At 72.2% G+C, this 17,390-nt stretch carries 12 protein-coding genes; 4 read left to right on the forward strand and 8 right to left on the reverse strand.

From position 1 onward, the window contains the following. Window positions 1-150 precede the first annotated feature (150 nt). Complete coding sequence (gene corA, locus FHX40_RS23835) at window positions 151-1,251, forward strand: magnesium/cobalt transporter CorA (RefSeq protein ID WP_142262202.1); 1,101 nt, start codon at window positions 151-153, stop codon at window positions 1,249-1,251. 104 nt (window positions 1,252-1,355) lie between these two features. Here the strand turns inward: corA and FHX40_RS23840 are convergent, their stop codons facing one another. The 5 genes from FHX40_RS23840 to fbaA all read right to left on the reverse strand — a co-directional run bounded on the left by FHX40_RS23840 (window position 1,356) and on the right by fbaA (window position 6,914). Next, window positions 1,356-2,372: a glycerophosphodiester phosphodiesterase family protein gene (locus FHX40_RS23840; RefSeq protein WP_142262203.1), complete on the reverse strand. Its 1,017-nt coding sequence runs from the start codon at window positions 2,370-2,372 to the stop codon at window positions 1,356-1,358. 395 nt (window positions 2,373-2,767) lie between these two features. Then, window positions 2,768-4,051 carry an adenylosuccinate synthase gene (locus tag FHX40_RS23845; protein ID WP_142262204.1) on the reverse strand — a complete coding sequence of 428 codons (1,284 nt, stop codon included), beginning with the start codon at window positions 4,049-4,051 and terminating at the stop codon, window positions 2,768-2,770. Between the two features lie 199 nt (window positions 4,052-4,250). Further along, complete coding sequence (locus FHX40_RS23850) at window positions 4,251-4,883, reverse strand: winged helix-turn-helix domain-containing protein (RefSeq protein ID WP_142262205.1); 633 nt, start codon at window positions 4,881-4,883, stop codon at window positions 4,251-4,253. A gap of 509 nt (window positions 4,884-5,392) precedes the next feature. Beyond that, window positions 5,393-5,815 carry a DUF3151 domain-containing protein gene (locus FHX40_RS23855; protein ID WP_142262206.1) on the reverse strand — a complete coding sequence of 141 codons (423 nt, stop codon included), beginning with the start codon at window positions 5,813-5,815 and terminating at the stop codon, window positions 5,393-5,395. Between the two features lie 76 nt (window positions 5,816-5,891). Beyond that, the gene (fbaA, locus tag FHX40_RS23860) at window positions 5,892-6,914 is read right to left on the reverse strand and encodes a class II fructose-bisphosphate aldolase (protein WP_142262207.1); all 1,023 of its coding nucleotides are present in this window, start codon (window positions 6,912-6,914) and stop codon (window positions 5,892-5,894) included. Between the two features lie 108 nt (window positions 6,915-7,022). On the opposite strand from fbaA, the gene FHX40_RS23865 reads away from it, so the two are divergent. Both FHX40_RS23865 and FHX40_RS23870 read left to right on the forward strand, forming a co-directional pair. Next, window positions 7,023-8,321, forward strand: a complete 1,299-nt coding sequence (locus FHX40_RS23865; RefSeq protein ID WP_142262208.1) for a DedA family protein — start codon at window positions 7,023-7,025, stop codon at window positions 8,319-8,321. A gap of 378 nt (window positions 8,322-8,699) precedes the next feature. After that, window positions 8,700-9,191 carry a hypothetical protein gene (locus FHX40_RS23870; protein WP_142262209.1) on the forward strand — a complete coding sequence of 164 codons (492 nt, stop codon included), beginning with the start codon at window positions 8,700-8,702 and terminating at the stop codon, window positions 9,189-9,191. A 48-nt stretch (window positions 9,192-9,239) separates the two neighbouring features. On the opposite strand, the gene pyrE is transcribed toward FHX40_RS23870, so the two are convergent. Then, window positions 9,240-9,776 carry an orotate phosphoribosyltransferase gene (pyrE, locus tag FHX40_RS23875; protein ID WP_142262210.1) on the reverse strand — a complete coding sequence of 179 codons (537 nt, stop codon included), beginning with the start codon at window positions 9,774-9,776 and terminating at the stop codon, window positions 9,240-9,242. Window positions 9,777-10,254: 478 nt separating this feature from the next. Here pyrE and FHX40_RS25965 point away from each other — a divergent pair, with 478 nt between their 5' ends. Further along, window positions 10,255-12,351 (forward strand): NYN domain-containing protein, encoded by a 2,097-nt coding sequence (locus FHX40_RS25965; RefSeq protein ID WP_280525123.1) that lies wholly within the window; start codon window positions 10,255-10,257, stop codon window positions 12,349-12,351. 127 nt (window positions 12,352-12,478) lie between these two features. Here the strand turns inward: FHX40_RS25965 and FHX40_RS23890 are convergent, their stop codons facing one another. Beyond that, entirely contained in the window at window positions 12,479-13,105 is a 627-nt protein-coding gene (locus FHX40_RS23890; RefSeq protein ID WP_142262211.1) for a response regulator, read from the reverse strand. 3 nt (window positions 13,106-13,108) lie between these two features. Then, window positions 13,109-17,317, reverse strand: a complete 4,209-nt coding sequence (locus FHX40_RS23895; protein ID WP_142262212.1) for a HAMP domain-containing protein — start codon at window positions 17,315-17,317, stop codon at window positions 13,109-13,111. Window positions 17,318-17,390 lie beyond the last annotated feature (73 nt).

Below are 17,390 nucleotides of genomic sequence, written 5' to 3' on the forward strand. Positions count from 1 at the left end.
GGTGCCCGGCCCCACGCGTGCCCGCTGACGATCGATCGTTTCCGTCGATGACGATGTGATGCCGTCGATTCGTGCGTGCATGGGCTGGGCTGGAAGGGGACCGCCATGCGCTCATCCACGCTTTTTGCCCGGATCAACCGTCACACCCGCATGGCCGCACCGCGCGTGAACGGCCACGCACGTCCGCCCACGCGGCAGCACCCGGAACCACCGCCGACCCCCACCCGTCCCCCTGTTCCGCCGAGCGCCTCGCTCGTCGAGTTCGGCGCGTACGTGCGCGGAGGCCGCGTCGCCGCCGAGGACATCCCCCGGGCGCTCGCCCTCGTCCGTGAGCACAACACCGGCCTCGAGACCCCCGAGGCGTTCGTCTGGGTCGGCCTGCACGAGCCGCGCGCACCCGAGGTCGAGTGGCTCGCCGGGCTGTTCGGCCTGCACCCGCTCTCCGTCGAGGACGCGATCAAGGCCCACCAGCGGCCCAAGGTCGAGCGGTACGGCGACACGCTCTTCATCGTCCTCAAGACCGTGAACTTCCTCGGCGACCGCGCGGTGGACGCCAACGGCGAGATCATCGAGACCGGCGAGATCATGGTCTTCGTCGGCCCGGACTTCGTGATCACCGTACGGCACGGCGACATCTGCCCGCTGGCGGAGGTGCGCGCCCGGCTGGAGGCCACGCCCAAGCTGCTCGAGCGCGGCCCCACGGGCGTGCTGCACGCGATCGCCGACCACGTCGTCGACACCTACCTCACCGTGGCCGACCGCATGCAGGCCGAGCTGGAGGAGGTGGAGGCGGCGGTGTTCGCCGACGTCAGCTCGCGCGACATCAACCGCATCTACCAGCTCAAGCGCGAGATGATCGAGATGAAGCGGGCGATGACCCCGCTCGAGGCCCCGCTGCGCAGCCTCCCGCAGCGCCGCATGATCCCCTCGGAGATGCGCGACTACTTCCGGGACGTGGGCGACCACCTGTCCCGGGTGTGCGAGCAGGTCGAGTCCTCCAACGAGCTGTGCAACTCGATCCTCCAGGCCGCGCTCGCCCGCTCCAACGCGCTCGCCAACGAGGACATGCGCAAGATCTCCTCGTGGGTGGCGATCCTCGCCGTGCCCACCATGATCGCCGGTATCTACGGCATGAACTTCGACCACATGCCCGAGACCCGGTGGACCTTCGGCTATCCGCTCGTGCTCGGGGTCATGGTGGTCGTCTGCACCCTGCTCTACCGCGCCTTCCGCCGCAACGGCTGGCTGTGACGCCCGGCCACGGGTCACCCGGGCCGGGCGCGGTACGGCCCGCCGCGGGGAACCGGCCCACGGCGGGAGTGATCGCGTACCTGTCCCGTGCGCGCGCCGGGCGCTCAGGCGAGTGCGGGCACCGCGGCGGGCGGCGCGGACGGCGCCGGCGCGGGCGTCCTTCCCGCGCCTGCGGGCGGGCGCGCGCCACGCGCGGCCGCGACCGCCGGGCGGGGGATCGGCGGGGGCAGCCGGAGCCCGCGCCGCTCCCACAGGGCGCGCATGCGGTCGGGGTAGTCGGTGACGATGCCGGAGACGCCGAGGTCGATGAGCCGGCCGGCCTCCTCGGGGTCGTTCACCGTCCAGGCGACGACGGGCATCGCCCGCGCGAACGCGGAGGCCATGAGCGGGGCGTCGACGAGCGCGGCGTCGGGGGAGAGGGTGGTCGCGCCGGCCGCCTCCGCCACCGCCGTGACGTCGTCGTCGAAGTCGCGGGGGTCGAGGCCGTTCAGCCAGACGCTGCTGCGGGTCGCCTCCTCCAGGAGGGCGAAGCGGGGAAGGTCGGGGGCGAGGTCACGGGCGGCGGCGACGATCCGCCAGTCGAAGCTGAGCAGGGCCGAGCCGGACAACCGGTTGTGCCGGTCGAGCTCGGCGAGCACGGACTCGGTGAACTCCTGCGGGTCGGGGGCGAGTTCGGGCTGGGTGGGGTCGGACTTCAGCTCCACGTGCACCCGCACGCCGTCCGCCCCGTAGGCGTCCACGAGCGCGAGCGCCGCGCCCAGCGTGGGGATCCGGGTGCCCGGTATCGGCACCTGGGTGGCCGCCACGGGGTCGCCGTCGGAGTTCCGGCGCACGCCCACCTCGAGGGTGCGTAACTGGGCGAGGCTCAGCGTGTGCACCGGCCGGCCCACGTACGGAAAGGCGGCGTCGCCCGGGGTAACCGGGCGGGTGTCGGCGCTGGTCACGGCCGACACCTCCAGGTCGTGGACGAGCACGATGCGGCGGTCGGCGGTGAAGGCGACATCGAATTCGAGCGCGTCGACACCGAGCTCGAGGGCGTGGGCGAGGCCGGGCAGGGTGTTCTCCGGCCGTAACCCGCGAGCGCCCCGGTGTCCGTGGATCTCAACGTGTCCGGTCTGCACGGTGACGAACCGTCCTCAACGCAAACGATGGAGGGCAGCGGTACGCCCGCGTTCCGGCGCGCCTGGAACGATTCCGAGCGCACCGGCGCCACCGTAGCGGCGCCGGTGAACGGACACTCGTCCCGCTCATGATGCGCGCGTGAACGGCCGGTTGTCCCGTGTCGACCTGGTTCGATACCAGTTGCCGTCACCGGTTCACCCCAACCGGATCACCCCGGCCCGTGCCGTGGCACGGCGCGGCGCCGGGACCTCTCGCGGGCCCGCCCGGCCCGGCGGTCACCCGTCGGGCCGTGACGAATGCCCCGCCCGTCCCGGACACCCCCGCGTCGGCCCGCCGATGGCATGGGCGTGGAACAGGCCGGTGCTGTCGCGGTGTGAGGCGTGGCCGGTCAAGATTACAGCAGCGGCCGCAGCGTGAGGGTCTGATCCCGGCCGGGACCCACGCCGATCGCCGAGATCGGCGCGCCGCACATCTCCTCCAGGGCGCGCACGTACGCCTGCGCGTTCGGCGGCAGGTCCTCGAAGGTCTTGGCGCCCGTGATGTCCTCCTGCCAGCCGGGCAGCTCCTCGTAGATCGGCTTGGCGTGGTGGAACTCGGTCTGCGTCATCGGCAGCTCCTCGTGCCGCACGCCGTCGACGTCGTAGGCGACGCAGACCGGGATGCGCTCCAGGCCGGACAGCACGTCGAGCTTGGTGAGGAAGAGGTCGGTGAGCCCGTTGATCCGCACCGCGTACCGGGCGATCACCGCGTCGAACCAGCCGCACCGGCGGTTGCGCCCGGTGGTGGTGCCGTACTCGTGGCCGGTGGCGCGCAGCCAGTCGCCCTGCTCGTCGAGGAGCTCGGTGGGGAACGGCCCGGACCCGACCCGGGTGGTGTACGCCTTGATGATGCCGATGATCCGGGTGAGCCGGGTCGGCGGGATGCCCGAGCCCGCGCACGCGCCGCCCGCGGTCGGCGAGGAGGAGGTGACGAACGGGTAGGTGCCGTGGTCGATGTCGAGCAGCGTGCCCTGGCCGCCCTCGAGCAGCACGGTCTTGCCCTCGTCGAGGGCCCGGCACAGCACCAGCGAGGTGTCGGCGATGTGCGGCTTGAGCCGCTCGGCGTAGCCGAGGTACTCGTCGAGCGTGCGCTCCACGTCGATGCCCCGCCGGTTGTAGACCTTGGTGAGCACCTGGTTCTTCTCGGTGAGCGCGACCTCGATCTTCTGCTTGAGGATGCCGGGGTCGAGCAGGTCCTGCACGCGCACGCCCATGCGCGCCACCTTGTCGGCGTACGCCGGGCCGATGCCCCGGCCGGTGGTGCCGATCCGCGCCTTGCCGAGGTAGCGCTCGGTGACCTTGTCGAGCGCCTTGTGGTGGGGCATGATCAGGTGCGCGTTCGCCGAGATGAGCAGGCGGTCGCAGGAGATGCCGCGCTCGCGCAGCCCGTCCATCTCGCTGAGCAGCACGCCGGGGTCGATGACCACGCCGTTGCCGATCACGGGGATCACGTCGGGGGAGAGCACCCCGGTGGGGAGCAGGTGGAGGGCGTACTTCTGGTCGCCGATCACCACGGTGTGGCCCGCGTTGTTGCCGCCCTGGTACCGCACGACGTAGTCGACGTCGCCACCGAGCAGGTCGGTGGCCTTGCCCTTGCCCTCATCGCCCCACTGGGCGCCCACGAGAACGACTGCCGGCATGCTCTGACTCCTGTATGCGTGCTCAGTGCGACGCGTCGCGCCGCGGCCGGGCCGAATTGCTTCGCCAAGCGAAAACCCCTGGCGCAAGCAGCGACAGGGGCTCTTGCAAACCGAGACTACCTGAGCATCGCTATTCCCCCAAAGCCGCCCGACTCGGTTGTGACGCCCCGAGACGGTGCGATGAGGTCGGCTGATGGCGTTATGTCGCTCTGGTGTTGTTTTCCGGCACGGCCGGGCGTCGCCGCCTCCGGGTCGCGGCCCGGCGCGCGCCGTCCGTCGCGGGCTCGGCCGCGGCGCAGGGTGCGGCGTGGGTCTCGGCCTCGGGCTCGGTGTCGGCGAGGTAGAAGCCGACGCCCCGGCTCGACTCCACGGTGACCGTCGCCCCGGCGGCGCGCAGCTTGGCGCGCACCCGTTTCACGGTCGAGCGGAGCGCGGACGCGTCGTCGAGGTAGTCGACGCCCCAGACGCGCTCGTACAGCTCCCGGTAGGTCCACACCCGCGGCGGCGGGCTGGCGAGGGCCGCGACGAGCTCCCGCTCGATGCGGGTGAGCGGGAGCGGACGGCCGGCCCAGCTCGCGCGCTGCCGGTTGAGGTCGACGACGAGCGCGCCGCGGACCACGACGCTCGGTCCGGGGACGCCCGGGAGGCCACGGTCCGCGCGCGGTTCCCGCTCGCCGAACAGCACGCGGCGGGCGGCCTCCATGTCCGGGAAGATCAGCAGGGTGCCGCAACCGTTCATGAGCCGGGCCACGCGGGCCCGGTCCCGGTGGCTCGACGAGACGCACACGATCACGGTCTTCTCGTCAAGACCCTCCACCGGAAGCTCGTTCATGGCCCAAGGAAAGCAATCCGGGCACCTCGCGTCAACTATGAATTTTTCACTACTTTTCTCACTTTAGTAAGGGAGGCCGGTGCACGGACCCCGCCCGGCACGACCCCGCCGCGGTACGGCACGGCCCCCGCTCCGCCGGGTGCCTTCCCGGGCCCGCCCGGCGGCCCGGTCCGCGGGCCTCGGCGGCGTCCGCCGGGGGCCTCCTCCGGTGGTGGGTCGCGTCATCCGGCGTGCGTCCGGCGCCGCCCCGGCGACCGTTCACCGCCGCCCGGTGCCGTTTCGGCGACCGGTCACGGCCGCGCGGGTCGCCCGCGCGTCCCGCCGGGTATGGAGGCGGTGAGACCTCCCTTGCATGCACATGGGCCCGCACCTGATCGGTGCGGGCCCATGGCCGCGCCGCTCTGTGATCCGACGTCCAGGCTGCCGAGCCCGGCCGTGCCGTACCGGCCCGCTCTCGGCCCCGGCCGCACGAACCACGTCGTGTCACCGGCCACGAGCACGGCCGGCGGTCAGTGTTTGACGCCGAGAACCTCGACGGCGGTCGGGCTGCTGTCGTGCAGGAACTGGACGCAGCGCTCGGCCTCGTCCTTCTCCCCGATCGCCTGCGCCGCCCGGGCGAGGGCGTGCAGGCAGCGGAGGAAGCCCCGGTTGGGCTCGTGTTCCCACGGAATGGGCCCGTGGCCCTTCCAGCCGTTCCGGCGCAGCTGGTCGAGGCCGCGGTGGTACCCGGTGCGCGCGAACGCGTACGAGGTCACCGCGTGGCCGGAGGCGAACGCCTCGTCGGCGAGGGTCGCCCAGGCGGCTGAGTAGGCGGGGAAGCGCGCCGCGACGTCGGAGGCCGGCGCTCCCGAGGCGAGGGCCTCCCTGGCCTCCGGCATGTCCGGAAGGTATGTCGGGGGTGGTGCGGCCAGGAGGTTCTCATGCGACTTCATGCAGAGAGTCTTACCTCCCCCCTACCGCTCCCGAACATGCGGGGGTGGTGACTTACAGCACGCTCTGCCCGATTTATCAGCGCATCTTCTGACCGGCGGACTTGAGGTCCTGGCAGGCCTGGACCACCCGGGCGGCCATGCCGGCCTCGGCGGCCTTGCCGTACGAGCGCGGGTCGTACATCTTCTTCTTGCCGACCTCGCCGTCGACCTTCAGCACGCCGTCGTAGTTGCGGAACATGTGGTCGACGATCGGGCGGGTGAACGCGTACTGCGTGTCGGTGTCGATGTTCATCTTCACCACGCCGTAGGAGATCGCCTCGTGGATCTCCTCGAGCGCGGAGCCGGAGCCGCCGTGGAAGACGAGGTCGAACGGCTTCTCCTTGCCGTACTTGGCGCCGACGGCCTCCTGGATCTCCTTGAGCACGCTCGGGCGCAGCTTGACGTGGCCCGGCTTGTACACGCCGTGCACGTTGCCGAAGGTCGCGGCGAGCAGGTAGCGGCCCTTCTCGCCGAGGCCGACCGCCTCGGCCGTGGCGAGCGCGTCGGCGGGCGTGGTGTAGAGCTTCTCGTTCATCTCGCCGACGATGCCGTCCTCCTCACCGCCGACGACGCCGATCTCCATCTCCATGATCACGCGGGCCTTGGCGCACTTCTCGAGCAGCTCGGCCGCGATGGTGAGGTTCTCCTCGAGCGGTACGGCGGAGCCGTCCCACATGTGGGACTGGAACAGCGGCTCCTCACCGCGGGCCACCCGCTCGGCGCTCATCTGGATGAGCGGGCGCATGAAGCCGTCGAGCTTCTCCTTCGGGCAGTGGTCGGTGTGGAGCGCGATCGTGACCGGGTAGTTCTTCGCCACCACCCGGGCGTACTCGGCGAGCGCGACCGCGCCGGTCACCATGTCCTTCACGGTGGTGCCGGAGAGGAACTCCGCGCCACCGGTCGAGACCTGGATGATGCCGTCGCTCTCCGCCTCGGCGAAGCCCCGCAGGGCGGCGTTGAGCGTCTGGGACGAGGTCACGTTGATGGCCGGGTATGCGAAACCGTTCGCCTTGGCCCGGTCGAGCATCTCGGCGTAGGCCTCGGGCGTCGCGATGGGCATCTGCTAGCTCCCTGAGAGACGTACTGTCACAAAAACGTGTCGATGGCCAGTATCCCCAAGTTGGCAGGAGGTGAGAAAGAAGGGCCGCCGAAGGGTAGGCTCTCGGTGATGGACACCCTGCTTGATCTACTCGACCCCAAATGGTGGCTCACCATGTTCGGCGCGTTCGCGACGATCGGTGTGCTGCTCATCATCTTTGCGGAGACCGGACTATTGTTCGGTTTCTTCCTTCCGGGGGACTCGCTGCTCGTCGCCGCCGGCATCTTCGCCGTACCGGCCGCCGCCGCCGGTCTCGGCATCTCGCCGCTCTCGCTGCCCGTGCTGCTCATCGGCGGGCCCGTGGCCGCCATCGCGGGTGCGCAGCTGGGTCACTATCTGGGCGCCAAGGTCGGCCGGAAGCTCTTCGAGCGACCGGACTCGCGGCTGTTCAAGCAGGAGCACGTGCGGAAGGCCGAGTACTACTTCGAGAAGTTCGGCCCGGCCAAGGCGGTGGTCCTGGCCCGGTTCGTGCCGATCGTCCGGACGTTCCTCAACCCGGTGGCCGGCGTGCTCGGCATGGACGCCCGCCGGTTCTTCCTGTGGAACGTCCTCGGCGGCGTGGTCTGGATCGACGCGCTGGTGCTCTTCGGCTACTTCGTCGGCAACTCGGTCCCGAACATCGACCGGTACATCCTGCCCGGCGTCTTCGTCATCGTGGTCGTCTCCTTCATCCCCATCGTCCGCGAGGTGATCAAGAACCGGAAGGGCGGCGGTGACCAGGCCGAGGACGCGGCCGTGCCCGCCGCGGCCACGGCCACGGCGACCGCCTCCGCGGCCCAGGCCACCGCCACGCAGCCGTCCGCCGCGCCGGACCCGTTCGGCCGTCCCGGCCCCGGCGGCTTCGGCGCGCCCGCGTCGCAGCCCGACCCGTTCGACGCGTTCCAGCAGGCCATCAACGCGCAAATCAACGCGAACCGGCCTGCGGCCCCCGCCGCGGACCCGTCGCAGCCGACGGAGGTGTTCTCCCTCGGCCAGTACGGCGACGGCCGCCCCGGCGGGCCGTACCCGGGTGACGCGCGGCCGGGCGCGACCTACGGGACCGGTGCCCCCCAGGGCGACCCGTACGCGGACGGGCGGCACGGGGCCCGGCCGTACGGCGGCGCCTACCAGGGCGATCCCTTCGGCGGTGACCCGTACGCGGGCGGCTCCCGGTACGGCGCGAACGGCGCGCGGTCCGGCGCCTCCTACCCCGCGGACGAGTACCGAAACGGCGCTCCCCACCAGGGCGGGGCGTACGGTGGGGACCCCTACTCCGCGCAGCGTCCTCGTGCCGGTGCCGCGCCCGACCCGGCCGCCGGTGCGCAGCGGTCCGCCGAGCCGGACTGGCAGGCGTGGCGGGCCTGGCAGGACCCCGAGCACGACCGCTGAGCCCGTCCGACGTACGTCCGGCCCGCGATGCCCATGGTCACGGCACGCGCGCGAGCGCGGACGGCGCGGCGCTCGGCTTCCGGCCGGGCGCCGGATGCGCCGGGTCCGCCGGTTTTCCCGGCGTTTTTCTCCTCCGGACGGTATGAAACGGAAATATCATCCGGAACCGGCATCAGGGTTTCGCCGGTTCCGGTGCCGCCCCGGGGGCCGGTTATATCCAGCATCGTTCACCCGGAGTACCCGCGCGAATCCGCCGTGGATTTCACCGGCGACACACTTCCTTGATCAAATAAGGCGCGGGATGGGGCGATTCAGCGGCGATCAGTCGAATTGACTGATTAATACCCCTACTTTTCTCACAACAGTTAATCTCGACATGTGGGACGACATAGGGCGGATCCGGCAGGCGTCGCCCGATTCCTCGTCGTGGGGGCGGCGGTCTGCGCCCTGCTCGGGATCGTCGCGGTCGGGGTCTTCGCGCTGATCGCCTCGCTCGACTCCGGCGACCCGGGCCCCGATCGGGCGGCGAGCGCGGCCGCCACGACCCCGGCCGGGGAGCCGGGTGCGGACGGCGCGGGCCAGGGGCCGTCCGGCCGGGGCGGCGACGCGGTCCCGACCGTGGTCATCGAGTGCCTGGAGGAGAACTGCCCGGTCTTCCTCCGCATCCCGGGCGGCGACGTGCTCGTCGACCGTGAGCTGCGCGCGGGGGAGACCGCCACCTACTACGAGCCGCGGATCCACGTGGTGCTGTACGACGCGGGCAGCGTGCGCGTCGTGGTCAACGGCGAGGAGCGGGAACGCGGCGCGAAGGGGGAGCGCCGGACCTTCACGGTGAGCCGCCCCACGCCCTCACCGAGCCCGTCGGGCTGACCCCGCCACGTGCGCGTCACGCCCGCGGCACGGGCGGGGTGAGAAAGATCACTCCAGGCCGAGGTCGGCGAGCGTGAACGCGGTGCGGTACGGCAGGCCGGTCTCCCTGATGCGCGCGCCCGCGCCCCGGTCCACGATCGTGGCCACCCCGACCACCTCGGCCCCGGCCTCGCGCAGCGCCTCGACCGCGGTGAGCACCGAGTTCCCGGTCGTGGAGGTGTCCTCGACCGCGAGCACGCGCCGCCCGGCCACGTCCGGCCCCTCGATGCGGCGCTGCAGCCCGTGCGCCTTGCCCGCCTTGCGCACCACGAACGCGTCGAGCGACCGCCCGCGGGCCGCGGCGGCGTGCAGCATCGCCGTGGCGACCGGGTCGGCGCCGAGGGTCAGGCCGCCCACGGCCTCGTAGTCGAGGTCCGCGGTGAGGTCGAGCATCACCCGGCCGACGAGGGGCGCCGCCGTACCGTCGAGCGTGATGCGGCGCAGGTCCACGTAGTAGTCGGCCTCCTGGCCGGAGCTCAGGATGACCTTGCCGTGCACCACGCCCTTGCTCTTGATCTCCGCCAGCAGCCTGTCCCGATCGCTCATGGTGCCCAAGGCTAGACGCAGACGCGTTCGCACCGGTAAACCGGCCCGGACCGTCCGACCCGCCGGGGGTGGACCCGGCGGCGGGGATGGCGCACCATGGGCGGTGGGCGAACCAGGGCGTGTCAGGTGGATGGGTTAATCCGGTGATTACCTGAGTATTTCGGTGATCACCCGGCATGTCGGCATTATGGAGCGGTACGTTCCGGGAGATGCGGGTGAGGGGGGACCCCTTTCCCGGCCCCGGCCGGTCGGTGCCGGTCGCGGGCGTGACGCACGGACGCCGGTGGCCGTTGCCGCTTTCCCGTCGGCCTTCCCATGGCAGGGAGGAACCCGGACACACTGGTACGGTCTGCGTGACGCTCGCGAGCATGAGGGCTGAATCGCCGGATTCACCCTCGCACGATCAGGTCCTTGATTAACCTGGGGAAGCCAGGCCACGAGGGGAGGGCGGTGTCGCGTGGATCGCTGCGCGCTGTTCGTGGATGCTGGCTATCTGCTGGCAGATGGCGCGATGGCCGTCCACGGTACCCGGCATCGAGAAGCGGTCACCTGGGACTACACCGGCCTGCTGCAAATGCTCAGCAACTTCGCGCGGGAGCGCACCGGGCTGCCGATCCTGCGCTGCTACTGGTACGAGGCGACGGTCGAGGGCCGGCGTACCCCCGAGCATGAGGTGCTCGCCGAGATCCCGGGGCTCAAGCTTCGCCTCTCCCGCATCCGCCCCGGCCGCCGCGAGGGGGTGGACGCCCAGGTCCACCGGGACCTGATGACCCTCGCCCGCAACTCCGCGATCTGCGACGCCGTCGTGGTGAGCGGGGACGAGGACCTCACCCAGGTGGTCTGCGACGCCCAGGACCTCGGCATCCGGGTGAGCGTGGTGAACGTGGTCGGCGGCGCCCTCGACGGCACCGAGTCCGCCTCCCGCGCGCTGCGCCAGGAGTGCGACGACCTCATCGAGGTCTCCAGCGCCCACCTGCGCCCGTACGTGAACCTGGTGAACGGCGCCGACGCGGGCAACGGGCGGCGCGCCCTCGGCAACACCACCGGCGGCCAGCACGCCCTGCCCGGCACCGCGTCCGGCGGGCCGTACGCGCTCGCGGGCGGGGAGGCCGCGGGCCGGAGCGGCGGGCAGCACGCCGCCTCGGGCGGGGCCCACGCGCTCCCCGGCGCCGGGGACGCCTCCTCCGCCGCGGCGAACGGCGCCGCGCCGGGCGGCGCCGCCGCGCAGAACGGCTCCTACGGCGGCGGCGCCCACGCCGCCCCCTCCTCCGGGACCACCACCGCGGCGATCCGCGCGCTCGGCTCCGACGCGTCCGCCCGGTCCACCGACTCCGGCGCGACGGGCGGCGGCCCCGCCACGGGCGGCCAGAGCGCCGGCGGCTACCTGGGCAACGGCGTCGCCTCCGGCGGCTCCGCATCGGGCGGTGACGCGGGTTCCGGGACCGCCATGCCCCCGCTGAACCTGCCCTCCGTGGGGAGCCTGCCCTCGGTGGGGAGCCTTCCGTCGGGCCTCGGGGCGCACGGCGCGGGAACCACCTCGGGCGGCGCCCACGCCTCCGGCCTCCCGGCCACCGGCGCGATGCAGGCGATCCCCACCGGCGCCCACGCGAGTACCGGGCCCCAGACGGGCGGGGAGAACGCCCTGCCCGGCGGCGGCTCGACCGGCACCGACGGGAGTACGGCCTCGGCCACCCCGGGCGCGGCCTCCTCCTCCTCGGACACGTCCGGATCGGCGGCGTCCGCCCCGTCGTCCGCCCTGTCATCCGGCGTGACGAGCACCGCATCGACCTCCGGGCCGGCCACCGGGTCCACGGTGACCGCCGCCACGCCGCCGGCGTCGTCCGGCACCGTGTCGACCGGGACCGCGGCGAGCGGCGCGTCGTCGGCCACCCCGGCCACGGGCCTCCCGCAGCAGCCACAGCCGGCCACGACGTCCACCGGCACGTCCACCACGGCGACCTCCGGCGGTGCCCTGCCGCCGCCACCGCCGAGCACCTCGACGACCGTGCCCCCGAAGTCCGGCACCTACTCCGGGTACGGCGGCGCGCACGCGGCCCCCTCGGCCACCACGTCGGCCCCGATCCCGGCGCTGCCCGCGCCGGTGCCGACCTCGACCACGGTCACCTCGTCGCACACGTACGACCCGCTCACCGGCGGCACGACCACGCAGTCGGGCGGCGCGCACGCGGCGCCCGCCTCCCCGGCCGCCACCTCGGGCGAGTACACCGGAGCCCACGCCGCCCCGCAGCCCACGCCGATCCACGGGCCGAACACCTCGCCGCACGGCACCCCGGCCCCCGCCACCGGCTCCGGGCAGGCGAGCGGGATCACCACGCTCGCCGAGGCGGTGCAGGCGGCCCACAAGGAGGGCCACGAGTTCGGCGAGTCGGTCGCGAAGGACGCCCCGGCGCTCTGGCTGGAGGCCGTGCTCGCCCGCAAGCCGCGCATGCCCTCGGACCTGGAGGCCCGGCTGCTGCAGGGCTCGGCCCTGCCGATCGACTTCCTCCTCCACGACGAGGTACGGCACGCGCTGCGCCGCGGCTTCTGGGACGCGTTGGAACGCGCCCGCCGCTAGCCGCCGCGCACGGGCGGCCGGCCGGAATCCGGGCCGAACCCCGGCGGGCGCCCGCCACGGCCCGCGCCCCCGCCGAGGCGCCCGCGCGCCCACGGCGGCCGTCGCCGCCCGGCCGGCCGTACCGAGGTCAGCCGCTGAACGCGTCGAAACCGGCGCGCAGGTCGCCGACCCGCTTGCCGAGGTCGCGGAGCGCGGTGGCGAGGGCGGGGTCGGGGGACGGGCCCGCCGCCTCGCGTACCCGGGCCAGCTCCTCCTCCACCGCGAACAGCCTGCGGGACAGCTCGGCGAGCACCGCGCCCTGGTCGCCCGGGGGCAGCTCGGCGGTGAGCCGTTCCCGCAGCAGCGCGGCCTGCTCGGCGAGCCGCCGGTTCATGTTGTACAGCTCGACGAAGACCGACACCTTGGCGCGCAGCACCCACGGGTCGAACGGCTTGGTGAGGTAGTCGACCGCGCCCGCGGCGTACCCGCGGAAGGCGAAGTCGGGGGCGCTGTCCACCACGGTGAGGAAGATGATCGGGATGTTGCGGGTGCGCTCCCGCCGCTTGATGTGCGCCGCGGTCTCGAAGCCGTCCATGCCCGGCATGCGCACGTCCAGCAGGATCAGCGCGAAGTCGGTGTTGAGCAGCGCCTTGAGCGCCTCCTCCCCGGACCTCGCCCGCACCGGGACGATGTCGAGCGAGCTGAGGATGGCCTCCAGCGCGATCAGGTTCTCCTCACGGTCGTCGACGAGCAGGATCTTGGCGCGGTCGGGCATCGGTCACGAACCTTCCAGGGAGCCGGACGATCCCTCGCCCCGCCTCCGCAGCAGCCAGCCGCGGAGCCGTTCGAGGAGACGGTCGACGTCGACGGGCTTGGGCACGTAGTCGGAGGCCCCGGATGCGATGCTCTTCTCCCGGTCGCCGCGCATCACCTTCGCGGTGAGGGCGATGATGGGGAGGTCGGCGAACTGCGGCATCCGGCGGATGGCCGAGGTGGTCGCCCACCCGTCCATCTCGGGCATCATGATGTCCATCAGCACCAGGGCCACGTCGTCGTGGCGGCCCAGCTGCTCGATCCCCTCCCGCCCGTTCTCGGCGTAGACGACGGTGGCGCCGTGCCGCTCGAGCACGCTGGTGAGCGCGAACACGTTCCGGATGTCGTCGTCCACGATGAGGATCTTCGCCCCGTTGAGCGGGTCCTCCCCGGTCCACTCCCGGCCGTCGGGCAGGTCCTCGGCGACCCGCGGCACCGGCGGGTCCGCGGGGAGCGGGATCTCCGGCGGCACGACGTCGGTCCCGGCCGCCTGCGCCTCGCCGGTGCGCTCCCGCACCGCCTGCTGCGCCGCCCGGGACGCGCCGGTGGCGACCCCGCCGTCCTCGGCGGTGAGCGGGCCGCTGTACCGCGCCGGCATGTAGAGGGTGAACGTGCTGCCCGCGCCGGGCTCGCTCACCACGTGGATCTCGCCGCCGAGCAGCCGGGCGATCTCCCGGCAGATCGACAGGCCGAGCCCGGTCCCGCCGTACTTGCGGCTCGTGGTGCCGTCGGCCTGCCGGAACGCCTCGAAGATCACGTCCAGCTTGTCGGCGGCGATGCCGATGCCGGTGTCGATCACCGCGAAGGAGAGCACGTCCTCGGCCCGGCGCAGCGACTCGTCGACGAACGGCGTGTCCGCCGGGGCGCGGCCGATGCGCAGCCGTACCGAGCCGGACGGGGTGAACTTGACCGCGTTCGACAGCAGGTTGCGCAGCACCTGCTGCAGCCGCTGCTCGTCGGTGTACAGCTCGCGCGGCACGTCGTCGTCGACCTCGACGGCGAAGTCGAGGCCCTTGTCCTGGGCGAGCGGGCCGAAGGTGGCGTCCACGTACTCGACGAGCTTGTCCAGGCCGAGCTGCTGCGGGTGGATGTCCATCCGCCCGGCCTCGACCTTGGACACGTCGAGGATGTCGTTGATCAGCTGGAGCAGCGCGGAACCCGCGCCGTGGATCGTCCTGGCGAACTCCACCTGCTGCGGGGTGAGGTTGCCGTCCGGGTTCTCGCTGAGCAGCTTGGCGAGCACGAGCAGGCTGTTGAGCGGGGTGCGCAGCTCGTGCGACATGTTCGCCAGGAACTCGGACTTGTACCGCGAGGAGACCGCGAGCTGCTCGGCCCGCTCCTCCAGGGTGCGCCGGGCCTGCTCGATCTGGAAGTTCTGGATCTCGATCGCCCGGTTCTGCTTGGCGAGCTGCGCGGCCTTGATCTCCAGCTCGGCGTTCGACCGGCGCAGCTCCTCCTGCTGGCGCTGCAGCTCGTCGGAGCGTTCCTGCAGCTCGGTGGCGAGCCGCTGGGACTCCTTGAGCAGCGCCTCGGTACGCGAGTTCGCGATGATCGTGTTGATCGTGACGCCGATCGTCTCGCCGAGCTGGGTGAGGAAGTCGAGCTGGATCTCGCTGAACCGGTTGAGGGTGGCGAGCTCGAGCACGCCGAGCACCTGGTTCTCGAACTGGATCGGCAGCACCACGATCTGCGCCGGCCCGGCCTCGCTCAGCCCGCTGCGGATGGTGAGCCGGTCGGCGGGCACGTTCTCCAGCAGGATCTGCTTGCCCTCGAGCGCCGCCTGGCCGACCACGCCCTCGCCCTTGGCGAACCGCTCGCGCACCCCCGGAATGCCGGGCTGCACGCCGTACCCGGCGATGAGCTTCAGGTGGCCCTCGTCCTCCGGGTCGGCGAGGTAGCAGGCGCCGTAGCTCGCCGCGACGAGCGGGGTCAGCTCGCTCATGATCAGGCGGCTCACCTCGACGAGGTCGCGGTGGCCCTGCATGAGCCGGGAGATGCGGGCGAGGTTGGTCTTGAGCCAGTCCTGCTCCTGGTTCGCCCGGGTGGTCTCGCGCAGGTTCGCGACCATCGTGTTGATGTTGAGCTTGAGCTCGGCGAGCTCGCCCGGCGCGTCCACGGTGATCGACCGGGTGAGGTCGCCGCGGGCGACCGCGCTGGTCACCGCGGCGATCGCGCGCACCTGGGTGGTGAGGTTGCGGGCGAGCTCGTTCACGCTCTCGGTGAGCCGCTTCCAGGTGCCCTCGACGCCCTCGACCCGGGCCTGGCCGCCGAGCTTGCCCTCCGAGCCCACCTCGCGGGCGACCCGGGTCACCTCGTCGGCGAACATCTGCAGCTGGTCGACCATCCGGTTGATCGTCGTCTTCACCACGAGCATCTCGCCCTGGGCGTCGACGTCGATCTTCTTGGTGAGGTCGCCGTTCGCGACCGCCGTGGTCACCTCGCCGATGTTCCGCACCTGGTACGTCAGGTTGGTGGCCATCGAGTTGACCGCGTCGGTGAGGTCCTTCCAGATGCCGGACACGCCGGTCACCCGGGCCTGGCCGCCGAGCCGCCCCTCGGTGCCGACCTCGCGGGCGACCCGGGTCACCTCGTCGGCGAACATCGACAGCTGGTCCACCATCGTGTTGACGGTGTCCTTGAGCTGGAGGATCTCGCCCTGCGCGTCGACGGTGATCTTCTTCGACAGGTTGCCCTGCACCACCGCGTGGGCCACGGCGGAGATCTGCCTCACCTGGGCGGTGAGGTTGTTCGCCATGTAGTTGACGTTGTCGGTGAGGTCCTTCCAGACCCCGGACACGCCGTGCACCTGGGCCTGGCCGCCGAGCCGTCCCTCGGTGCCGACCTCGCGGGCCACCCGGGACACCTCCGAGGCGAAGCTGGCGAGCTGGTCGACCATCGTGTTCATGGTGCTCTTCAGCTCGAGCACCTCGCCCTGGGCGTCGACGTCGATCTTCTTGGTGAGGTCGCCGCTCGCCACCGCCTTCGTCACCTGGGCGATGTTCCGCACCTGGTACGTCAGGTTGGTGGCCATCGAGTTGACGTTGTCGGTGAGGTCCTTCCACACCCCCGACACGCCCTTCACCTCGGCCCGGCCGCCGAGCCGCCCCTCGGTGCCGACCTCGCGGGCGACCCTGGTGACCTCGTCGGCGAAGAGCGAGAGCCGGTCGACCATCGTGTTGAGGGTCTCCTTCAGCTCGAGCACCTCGCCCTGCGCCTCCGCGGTGATCTTCTTCGACAGGTCGCCCTGCGCCACCGCGGTCGCCACGTCCGCGATCGCCCGCACCTGGGTGGTGAGGTTGCCGGCCATCACGTTGACGCTCTCGGTGAGGTCCTTCCAGACGCCGGACACCCCGCGGATCCGGGCCTGGCCGCCGAGCCGTCCCTCGGTGCCGACCTCCCGGGCCACCCGGGTGACCTCCTCGGCGAACTGGGAGAGCGTGTCCACCATCTGGTTGACGGTGTTCTTCAGCTCGAACATCTCGCCGACCGCGTCGACCTGCACCTTGCGCGACAGGTCGCCCTTGGCCACCGCGGTGGTGACGAGCGCGATGTCGCGGACCTGGGCGGAGACCCGGCTCGACATCGTGTTCACCGCCTCGGTGAGGTCGCGCCAGCTGCCGGACAGGCCGCGCACGTTCGCCCGGCCGCCGAGCTGCCCCTCCGAGCCGACCTCGCGCGCCACCCGGGTCACCTCGGTGGTGAACAGGGCGAGCTGGTCGACCATGCCGTTCACGGTCTTGGCGAGCCGCCGTACCTCGCCGCGGGAGCGCCGGTCGACGTCGATGCGCCGCGACAGGTCGCCCTTGGCCACCGCGTCGATCACGTCGGCGGCGGCGGTCATCGGGCTGACCAGGCCGTCGATCAGCGAGTTCACCGCCTCGACGCTCTCCGACCAGGCGCCGCCGCCCGGGCTTGGGGTGAGCCGCGCGCCGAACCGCCCCTCCTTCACCACCTCGTTGCGCACCCGCTTCAGCTCGCTCGCCAGGTGCTCGCGGCGGTCGGCGACCTCGTTGAGCAGCAGCCGGATCTCGCTGAGGATCCCCGGGGGTGCGTACGGCACGCGGCGCCGGAAGTCGCCGTCCCGCCAGGCCATGAGCGTGTCCAGCAGGGGGCGCAGCTCGGACTCGGTGTAGACCCGTTCGGTCCGTTCGTCAGCGGCCGTGACAGCCGTCATCGGGGGCCTCCCTTTACCCTCACGGTACCCATCCGGGCGGCACTGCAGGCCAAGTGCCAGTCTGTCACGATGA

It is taken from the genome of Thermopolyspora flexuosa (genome assembly GCF_006716785.1).
Taxonomy (GTDB): domain Bacteria; phylum Actinomycetota; class Actinomycetes; order Streptosporangiales; family Streptosporangiaceae; genus Thermopolyspora; species Thermopolyspora flexuosa.